Source organism: Paenibacillus sp. GM1FR (assembly GCF_002803315.1).
In the GTDB taxonomy this organism is placed as follows: Bacteria; Bacillota; Bacilli; order Paenibacillales; family Paenibacillaceae; genus Paenibacillus; species Paenibacillus amylolyticus.
The window spans coordinates 1-10272 of sequence record NZ_MKZL01000037.1 but is presented as its reverse complement, the minus strand read 5'-3'; the positions used below and the strand labels follow the sequence as shown (position 1 = coordinate 10272).

General features: G+C 46.4%; 8 protein-coding genes and 1 pseudogene. 8 read left to right on the top strand and 1 reads right to left on the bottom strand.

All coding sequences use genetic code 11. From position 1 onward, the window contains the following. From PAEAM_RS22330 to PAEAM_RS22295, 8 genes and pseudogenes are all read left to right on the top strand, one after another. Positions 1–1065, top strand: a pseudogene (locus PAEAM_RS22330) (collagen-like protein); the annotation flags it as partial. A gap of 111 nt (positions 1066–1176) precedes the next feature. Beyond that, positions 1177–1416 (top strand): DUF896 domain-containing protein, encoded by a 240-nt coding sequence (locus tag PAEAM_RS22325; RefSeq protein ID WP_047842338.1) that lies wholly within the window; start codon positions 1177–1179, stop codon positions 1414–1416. A 336-nt stretch (positions 1417–1752) separates the two neighbouring features. Then, the gene (locus PAEAM_RS22320) at positions 1753–3183 is read left to right on the top strand and encodes a flavin-containing monooxygenase (protein WP_100529035.1); all 1431 of its coding nucleotides are present in this window, start codon (positions 1753–1755) and stop codon (positions 3181–3183) included. A gap of 170 nt (positions 3184–3353) precedes the next feature. Next, positions 3354–3803, top strand: a complete 450-nt coding sequence (locus PAEAM_RS22315) for a hypothetical protein (protein WP_165790018.1) — start codon at positions 3354–3356, stop codon at positions 3801–3803. A 251-nt stretch (positions 3804–4054) separates the two neighbouring features. Further along, positions 4055–4801, top strand: coding sequence for a DeoR/GlpR family DNA-binding transcription regulator (locus tag PAEAM_RS22310; protein ID WP_100529033.1), 747 nt, complete (start codon positions 4055–4057; stop codon positions 4799–4801). 2 nt (positions 4802–4803) lie between these two features. Beyond that, positions 4804–5715, top strand: coding sequence for a 1-phosphofructokinase (pfkB, locus tag PAEAM_RS22305; RefSeq protein ID WP_100529032.1), 912 nt, complete (start codon positions 4804–4806; stop codon positions 5713–5715). A 90-nt stretch (positions 5716–5805) separates the two neighbouring features. Continuing rightward, entirely contained in the window at positions 5806–7773 is a 1968-nt protein-coding gene (locus tag PAEAM_RS22300) for a PTS fructose transporter subunit IIABC (RefSeq protein WP_100529031.1), read from the top strand. 143 nt (positions 7774–7916) lie between these two features. Next, positions 7917–8705 carry a class I SAM-dependent methyltransferase gene (locus PAEAM_RS22295; protein ID WP_100529030.1) on the top strand — a complete coding sequence of 263 codons (789 nt, stop codon included), beginning with the start codon at positions 7917–7919 and terminating at the stop codon, positions 8703–8705. Positions 8706–8974: 269 nt separating this feature from the next. Here PAEAM_RS22295 and PAEAM_RS22290 read toward each other — a convergent pair whose 3' ends face one another. Beyond that, positions 8975–10138 carry an oxalate decarboxylase family bicupin gene (locus PAEAM_RS22290; protein WP_100529029.1) on the bottom strand — a complete coding sequence of 388 codons (1164 nt, stop codon included), beginning with the start codon at positions 10136–10138 and terminating at the stop codon, positions 8975–8977. Positions 10139–10272: the final 134 nt, after the last annotated feature.

Genomic DNA, 10272 nt, shown 5'->3' with positions numbered 1-10272 from the left:
GTCACAGGTACGACTGGTGTGACGGGACCGACCGGGGCTACTGGAGCAACGGGAACTACCGGAGTTACTGGCGTAACCGGCGCGACTGGAACTACGGGTACAACAGGTACGACTGGAGCCACTGGGATTACAGGTGTGACTGGAACAACAGGAACCACGGGTATTACTGGCGCGACCGGAGCAACTGGAGAAACAGGAATAACGGGAGCTACAGGACTAACTGGTGTAACTGGGACAACAGGAACTACAGGTGCAACGGGCACCACCGGAAGTACCGGCACAACAGGAGTTACAGGAATAACCGGAACAGCAGGCATTACGGGGGCTACTGGTTCTACAGGTGCAACTGGGGTTGCCGGAGCTACTGGAAGTACAGGAACTACTGGGGTTACAGGCATCACAGGCCCAACCGGCCCGACTGGACCAACTGGTGCTAATGGACTTACAGGAGCTACCGGCATAACTGGTGTAACGAGTGCAACCGGAGCTACGGGAGCTACTGGAGCAACAGGCATAACAGGAACTACAGGTGCGATTGGGGCAACGGGGCTGACAGGAGCCACGGGCCCAACCGGCCCCAATTTTGCAACACAAGGGTTCTCGGCATTCCTGGCTACACTTTCGACAGCAACCAGCACTCAGTTAACCAACTGGACGACTACGGCTCCTTATTACGGTAATGCAAATTTCAATGCAACAACAGGAAATTATACCGTCCCGGTAACCGGAAGATACTCTATTGTGGCCACGATCAATTATGCAACGACTGCAGCGATTGCCCTATCTCTGGGTGCTGGGGTTAACCCAGCCTTTCTTGTACAGAGAACATCACCTACGGTAACGACACTTGTCAGTGGTTTGTTGCCCGTCCTAAATGTCGCGATTACGCTACTCACACTGCGGGCAGTGCTGGGAAGTGGTTCAGTGACTTTGGCAGTAGAAGTCGCATTGAACGCGGGAGATGTGATTGGACTGTTCTATGCTGCAAACGGGTTGACGATTACATTGAACCTTGGCAGTGGTGCTACAAATGGCATTGTGTGGTCTGTGCATGAGATCACCTAAACACTTCTCAACGGATTGCGCCTATGGACAAATTCGTAAAGTTGTAATAAGTTAGTTTGAAGATATTCGAAATATCTTTTGGCAAGTGGAATAACAAGTGAGGTGGATTTCATGATTCCTATTTTGGGACGCATTAACGAATTAAGTCGAAAACAACGCAGCAGCGTCGGTTTGACAAAAGCAGAAAAAAGCGAGCAGCAGGAGCTTAGAAAACAATATTTACAGGCTATTCGAGGTCAGGTGCTGACAACCATGCTGGCAGTATCCGTTGTGGACCCACTGGGTCATGATGTGACCCCTGAGAAATTAACCAATGAAAAATTGCAGCGCCGTGAACAAGCCGGCCAATAGCATTCCTTTAATAAGACAGACCAAGGTTACATCTTGGTCTGTCTTTTTTTATTTTCTGTAGAGCATCCATCAGGAAAAAAGCACTTTAAAAGAGGAAGGTACCATCCAATTAGTGTTTCGTGCGAATTAACAAGCATGTTAGATATTTTTAGTTTTGATGACAATAAATCTGCCGCCAACTTCAATTCATCTCCGATAACTCATATAATAACGCTAATATATTTTAGGAATACAAGATGAAATCACAATTCTCCTCAATATAACTAACAACAAACTTACATCAAATAATCAAAGAAAGACTAGTTCATATATGTATCTCGAAAGGGTTGATGAATCATGAGCCTGGAAGCTTTGAATGAACGTGTGAAGAATGATCTGGCGTATTTGTCATTTGGTGGCGCGAATTGGGTACGTCCAAGAGAACATGCGGATGGTCATGTCTATGATGTCGTCATTGTGGGTGGAGGCCAGAGTGGATTAGGGGCGGCATTTGGACTTCTTCGTGAACGGATCTCCAATATTGTTGTTATTGACGAGAATACATCGGGGCTTGAGGGACCTTGGGAGACTTATGCGCGTATGGTTACTTTACGTACACCCAAGCATCTTACTTCCATCGATCTGGGTATCCCCTCGTTAACCTTTCGCTCATGGTGGGAAGCACAGGTTGGGCCCGAAGGTTGGGAAGAGGTAGATAAGATCCCGCGCGGAGACTGGATGAATTATTTACGCTGGTATCGGAAAGTGCTGAATCTGCCTGTGCTTAATGAGATGAAATTGACACTGGTTGAGCCAATAGAGGACGGTATACATCGACTTCATGTGAACAGGGCAGGAACTCAGATGGATGTCATACTTGCTCGCAAAGTAGTGTTTGCTACGGGAATACAAGGTGGTGGAGAGTGGCATGTGCCATCCATGATTGCGGATAGATTACCTCGGGATCGGTATGCACATACGTCGGAAGCAATTGATTTTGATCGGTTAAAAGGTAAAAGGGTTGCTGTACTTGGCGGCGGCGCTTCTGCATTCGATAATGCGAGCTATGCTCTTGCCACGGGCGTGGCGGAAGCTCATGTATTTGTGCGGCGGGAACAGCTGCCTAGTGTTAATCCTATTCGTCAGATGGAACAATCCGGTATGATTGAGCGATACCACGCTCTTCCGGTTGCTGATAAATATGAAGTGATCTCTCATTTCTTCAAATTCAATCAACCCCCAACCAACGATACGTTTAATCGTGCGGCAGCCTGGCCTGGATTCGAACTACATTTGAATTCGCCTTGGCTGAGTGTAGAAGCAACAGACCAAGGCGCGATTGTGCATACCACACAGGGAGCATATGAGTTTGATTTTCTGATTATTAGCACAGGTCTTCTCAGTGATCCGGCACTCCGTCCTGAACTGAAGCTTGTGGAGCCATACATCGCACGTTGGGAGGATTGTTACCAGGCTCCGCCAGAGCTTCGCAATGCGTTGCTGGACGCACATCCATACCTGAGTTCCGGGTTTGCAATGACAAGCAGGAGTGAACAGGGTGAGAAACCGTTGCACGGACTGTTTGTATTCAACTACTCTGCACTTGCCAGCTGTGGTCTGTCGGCATCGGCAATATCGGGAACGAAGAGTGCAGTGCCGAAACTGGTCTCTGCCATAGCGGATCAGTTGTTCCTCGATGATCGAGAGGTTATTTTGCAACAATTTTATGCGTATGAAGAACAGGAATTTACGGCTACTTGGGTGAAAAGTGCTGCTCTCGCTGAGTAAACGCACTCCATAATATTGTGAACGTGTGGCATCTGATGCTGCACGTTTTTTTGCTTTTTATATGATGAAGGTTACACTTGCCTTTAATTTGTTGTAAAATGTCGGTTGGAACATGTTAAAGGCAGGGATAATAGATGAATGAAATGAACTATGAACAATTTAGAGCCCATTTGAAGAAAGCGTCGCGTAAACGAAATGTACCTTTGATTAAGATCGTAGCATTTCAAGAGAAATACATGAAGATTGAAGAAGTTCAATTTTACGATGTGGAACAAAATCATATGAGTGTTCGGGCTTGCAATACGTTGTGGATGCATCTGGAGAATAAATCTTTCCGTAATATGGTGTCCCAACATTTGCAGTTTTATAGAGATATGGAGAACCTGGGTCGGCATTCCTTTGAGAATCTGATCAAAGAACTATATGATACGTCTGTTCCTGTGCTGCTCGATTACAATCCCGCTCATTATTACACCTTGGGGCAGCTCGCTGAGATTCTGGTCATGGACGAGGAGAGGTTAATTGAACAATTGGAGATGGGCCGCTTCAAGGGTGCTTTTATTAATGAAGATGGCAAATGGCTTAAACCCAAACCGGATGCTATGGTTGTAGAGTCATAAACGTCATGCAGTTCCCATGAACAGCAAAATCCTGCAACGCCGCGCATCCAGCGCTGGAGGCTGCAGGATTTTTAATGAAGATTTGAAGGGCACGGAATTCCAACTTTAAGAACATGAAGTAAGAAAGGGACAATTGGACAAGAAAATAAGTCGAAAGATGCGGGTTTTTGAATGTTTTTAAATTATTTTGAATGAAAGTGGTTGTTTTTTGAGTGAATTATGATACTATAGAAGCAGTTGGAGGAATGAAGATGCTGACTGAAGAACGATATGCTGCAATTATAGAGCGCTTACATTTACAGGGAATTGTGAAATTGCAAGAGCTTGTTGATGTGTTGGGTGCTTCTGAATCAACGATTAGGCGTGACTTGATCGATCTTGAGAGTCGTCAGATGCTCAAACGCATCCACGGCGGTGCCGCACTGGTGAATGAAAAAACGCTGGAACCGGGCATGGAAGAAAAAACGTTCAAAAACATTCAACAAAAAACGACGATTGCCCGTTTGGCTGCACAGGAGATCGAAAATGGCGAATGCATTTATCTGGATGCAGGAACGACAACGTTAGCCATGATTCCTTTTATTGAAGCTAAAGACGTAACGGTTGTTACCAATGGACTTTCACATGTTGAGGCTTTGGTAAGCAAGCGTATTCGCAGTTATTTGCTCGGAGGTATGATGAAAATTCATACAAAAGCAGTCATTGGCAGTATCGCATTACAGAACATGGATAATTTCCGTTTTGATAAATGTTTTCTTGGAAGCAACGGAGTTGATCCCGAAATGGGGTATACAACACCGGATCCGGAGGAAGCCTTGATTAAAAGGCGTGCACATCAATTGTCGGGAAAATCTTATGTGCTGGCTGATTCCAGCAAAATAGGGGAAATTACTTTTGCCAAATTGTTTGATTTGGAGGAGGCCGATTTGATTACCGAGCAGATGCCAGAACATTGGCGGCATGGAATCGCCCAGAAAACTAAAATAATTGAGGGATAACGATGATATATACGATAACACTTAACCCGTCCATTGATTACATCGTGGAAGTGGATGAGCTGAAGCTTGGCGGATTGAATCGAATGAATCGGGATTTGAAGCTCCCTGGCGGCAAAGGCATTAATGTCTCTCGCATACTGAATCAACTTGGAGCAGATAACACGGCTATTGGTTTCCTTGGTGGATTTACTGGACGTTTCATTAATGACAAGTTGCAAGAAGATAACATTCGGACAGACTTTGTTACGATTGCAGACGATACTCGCATTAACATCAAGCTGAAGCATGGAGAAGAGACAGAGATTAATGGTCTTGGACCTGCAATAAGTGCCGAAGAGGCGGAGCAGTTGCTTCACAAATTGTCTTCGTTGGAAAAAGGAGATATTGTCATTCTCTCCGGAAGTGTACCGCCTTCACTTGGAACGGATTTTTATGATCGTCTCATTAAAGTATGCAAGCAAACGGGTGCCGAATTTGTGATTGATACAACTGGCCCTGCGTTAATGGAAGCTCTTGTACATGAACCATTGCTGGTGAAGCCAAATCATCATGAACTGGCTGAACTGTTCGGTGTAACGATTAATACTCGCGAGGAACTGGTGTTATACGGGCGTAAGTTGCTGGAAGCCGGTGCCAAACATGTGTTGATCTCCATGGCAGGCGAGGGTGCATTATTCATTACCAAAGCCGAAGTTCATCATGCGAATGTGCCAAAAGGCACTGTGAAAAACTCGGTTGGTGCCGGTGACTCCATGATTGGCGGATTCGTAGGTACCTATGTACAGAGCGGAGATTTGCTGGAAGCTTTCCGCACCGGGGTTGCATCTGGAAGCGCGACTGCGTTCTCGGATGATCTGGCAACACGCGAACTGATTGATGAATTACGCAATCAAGTAACCATTACAGCGATCTAGTCTAACGGCAATATAAAAGGTTTTTACTGTAATTGTAATGTAGTGAGGCCTGCCTAGGCAGGCCGACTGAACTTAAGGGAGTGTACCGAGATGAGAATAACAGACTTGATGATCCAAGAAACGATGATCATGGACCTGCAAGCCACAACCAAAGATGAGGCTATTGATGAACTAATTGCAAGCCTGAACCGAAGCGGACGAATCAATGATCCGGTCCTGTTCAAGGAAATGATCTATAAAAGAGAAGCTGAATCCAGCACAGGTATCGGTGGCGGAATTGCAATGCCACATGCCAAAACAACAGCGGTGAACGAACCAACAGTTGTATTTGCCAAGAGTAGAAAAGGACTTGATTTTGAAGCATTGGATGATCAGCCAGCTCATGTGTTCTTCATGATTGCGGCTCCAGAAGGCGCAGGTAATACCCATCTGCGTACGCTTGCAGCTCTTTCCAGGTTGTTGATTGATAGCGATTTCATCTCACAATTGATGAGTACAGATACACCAGCCGAAGTTAGTACATTGTTTGATGCCAAACAGGCTGAAGCAGCTGAGAAGGAAGCAGCCAAAGAAAAAGCAAAAGCTGAAAAAGCAGCAAATGCCGCATCCACTTCTACTACTGGTCAGCAACAGAATACTTCTGGTGTGATTGTAGGTAATGCCAATTCGGAAGATTTTGTTGTTGCGGTTACAGCCTGTCCAACCGGTATAGCTCATACGTTTATGGCTGAAGATGCACTTAAAAAGAAAGCTCAGGAAATGGGCATTAATATTCGCGTAGAGACAAACGGCTCTGAAGGAGCGCAGAATGTTCTCACTGCTGATGAGATCGCTCGTGCTAAAGGGGTTATCGTTGCCGCAGACAAAAATGTGGAGATGGCACGTTTCGATGGCAAACCGGTATTACAAAGACCGGTGAGTGATGGAATCCGTAAATCCGAAGAGCTGATTCGCAAGGCCGTTAACGGTGATGCACCGATCTATCGCAGCCAAGGCGGAAATGCCAAGGAAGAGGGCGCAAGCACTGGCAAGATTAGTGTAGGTAGCAAAATCTATAAAGATCTGATGAACGGTATCTCGCATATGCTGCCATTTGTTGTAGGTGGCGGTATCCTGCTAGCAATCTCCTTCTTGTTCGAACAACTCGCTAGCCCTGAGAATCCGATTGTACAATTGCTTCAAACGATCGGTGGCGGAACAGGTGCGTTCCACTTCCTGATTCCGGTACTTGCCGGATTTATCGCGATGAGTATTGGTGATCGACCGGCCCTGATGCCTGGTATGGTCGGTGGATTGATGGCGGTTAACTCAAACGCCGGTTTCCTTGGTGGTTTGGCTGCCGGTTTCCTGGCTGGTTATGTAGTTATTGGTCTCCGTAAGTTGTTCAAAGGATTGCCAAAAGCGATTGATGGCTTGAAACCAATCTTGCTGTATCCGGTATTTGGTTTGCTGATCGTAGGTGCCATCAGTTTCTATGTCTTTGATCCAATCTTTGGTTCCCTGAACACATGGCTTGTAGATGCACTGGGTAATCTGGGTACAGGTAATGCGGTATTGTTGGGCTTGCTGCTTGGCGGTATGATGTCCATCGATATGGGTGGACCGTTCAACAAAGCGGCTTACACATTCGCTATTGGTGTATTCACATCCAGTGGTAACACAGACGGTGCATGGATGGCAGCGGTTATGGCAGGCGGTATGGTGCCTCCTCTGGCGATTGCACTTGCAACAACATTCTTCAAATCCAAATTTACAGAGCAAGAACGTAAATCAGGTCTGACTAACTATGTACTTGGATTCTCCTTCATTACAGAAGGTGCAATTCCATTTGCTGCGGCTGATCCATTACGTGTATTGACCTCTTGTATTCTGGGTTCCGCTGTTGCTGGCGGATTGACACAACTGTGGCACATTAATGTACCAGCTCCGCATGGCGGGATCTTTGTTGCAGCACTGGCGAACCACGCATTATTGTTCCTGCTCGCTGTTGCGATTGGTTCTGTGATCTCCGGTCTGATTCTGGGACTGTGGAAGAAGTCACCAACGCTTGTGAAGTAATAAATATAAGAAACATCTCCTGGGTGAAATTCACTTGGGGGATGTTTTTTATTTCAGCTTTTACATTCATCTATGGTAAAATAAATATAATTGTATTTTGAAACTATGTTTCGTCTAATGAAACTTATGCAGGAGGAATTGGAATGTCTGATGTAATTAAAAGTCAGGTGCAGAAGCAGTTTGCGAAAAATGCTGGTAAATACGTGACGAGTTCGGGGCATGCCAAAGGTGAGGATCTCGCGTTGCTCGTGGCTTTATCTCAAGCCACTCCAGATATGAATGTGCTGGATATCGCCACTGGGGGAGGGCATGTAGCCAACGCTCTGGCTCCACTTGTTCAGCGGGTGACAGCTCTCGATCTAACGGAGGAAATGCTACAGGTGGCTGAACAATTTATCCAGGGCAATGGACACTGTAATGTAGATTTTGTTGCCGGGGATGCAGAGAAGCTGCCATTCGATGATGATATCTATGACCTTGTAACTTGCCGAATCGCTGCTCACCATTTTCCGGACGTTTCTTCGTTTGTTCATGAGGCATTACGAGTTATGAAGCCCGGTGGAAGGTTGTTATTCATTGACAACGTGGCACCTGAACGTGATGAGAATGACCAGTTTTACAATGAAGTGGAGAAGTGCCGGGATGCAAGCCATGTTCGAGCATGGCGCAAGACGGAATGGATTCATATGCTGGAGTATGCGGGCTTCCGAATGGAAACGATGGTTTCCTTCCAGAAGCGCTTTAAGTTTGAAGAGTGGTGTAACCGTGCGGCACTGCCGGAACGGGAGAGAAGGGAACTTGAAGCAAGTATGTTGAGTGCACCGTCCATCATCAGAAAATTTTTCGATTTTGAAGTGACAACGAACGGGAAGCTCGACAGCTTCCAAGGAGAAAGTGTGTATATCCAAGCGATTAAACCGACTCATGTTTAAAGATCGAATCGACGGTTCAGACGGTCTCTCTTCTTCGCATGTGTTACTACCCTTTTCCGCACATATGACAGAGGTTCATCTTTAAAGTGCGTGTTCAAAAAGTCTGGTTTTCAGTACCGAGAAGATGGGATGAAGCTAGAAATGGAGTAGCGGAGCGTAGGAAAACTACGTGGGCAACGGACATTTCGGCTGAATTTCATCTTCGAAGCCGATGATGCCGCTAGGCATGATTCGTAATCAAAAGTGGACTTTTTGAACAACCTCTTAAATTAAACGACAGGCCATTTTACTTTACGTAGGGCATCGAGCAACTCAGGCGGCGCATTCAGATTGTCACGGACCAGATCCCGCGGGGTTAACGCCATCCACTGATTCAGCGATACATCCTCGAATCGATCACTTCGGAATATCTCCAAAAACCATAACGTGTCTGTGCCGGTATTTTGTATATAGTGTCCCATTGCGACAGGAACATATCCGACATCTCCAGCCCGATAGTCAAATGTGCGAGCAATGCCATTGCCTCCAAAGACAGTCATTCTCCCTTGTCCTGTCAGATAGTATTGCCATTCATCTGCATTGGGATGCCAGTGCAGTTCACGCATGGCGCCAGGTCGGATCTCAACGAGTGCGGCAGCAACGGTAGTTGAGATGGGGAAGTTGGTGGAGTCTACGATCCGCACGCTTCCACCGGGTGTAATGAGTGGTTCCTGGGCCAGCAATCGGTGTTTGAATGTGAGAGGAACGGTACCATATGGCGACTGAATTTCTTGGCTCTCGATGGAACCCGGGACGGTATCTTGGAAAATGTAGACCTGTTCCTTCGGCATTGACTGAAAAGCGGATTCGGGCACGCCGAAATTGACAGACAATACCTCTGGTGGGGTATGGGCAAACCAATCGGATATGGATAACGTATTCAGATCGGAGAAGGACCCGTCATCAAACACAAGCAGAAATTCACAACCATCCTCCAGTCCCTGAATGGAATGGGGTAGACCCTTGGGGAAAAACCAGAGATCGCCAGGCCCGACATCCGCAATAAAATTACGTCCATTCTGATCTACCGAAGTAATTCTTGCCGTTCCCCAGATCATATAGGCCCACTCGGATTGTTGATGCCAGTGCAATTCCCTTACACCTCCCGGTGTCAGGCTCATGTTCACACCTGCCAGTGTAGTGGCAATAGGGAGATCCCGTACGGTGATTTCACGTGACCAACCCCCATGGTTCAATTGCATATGAGTATCGGAAAAAGACATTCTCAGATTGGGAAGTAACCCGTTATCGGTTGCCGGAGGTACCAGCATATCGGGGTTTTGTATATCTCTCATGACGTCTCTGGGTCCCAGATCAGGTCCACCAGCGCCATCACTGCGAATGGGTTGCGGGATAATAAATGATTTTTCGTTAGGTTGCTGTCCTTTAGTCATTGAGTGATCCCTCCAGATTCAATAACATGTCACACGCGACATTGTATCGTTATGTTTACACCTATGAATCAGGGCCTGGATAATATGAGGGACAAACGACAAAAAAAGACGTGACCGCATGCGGTCACGTCTTT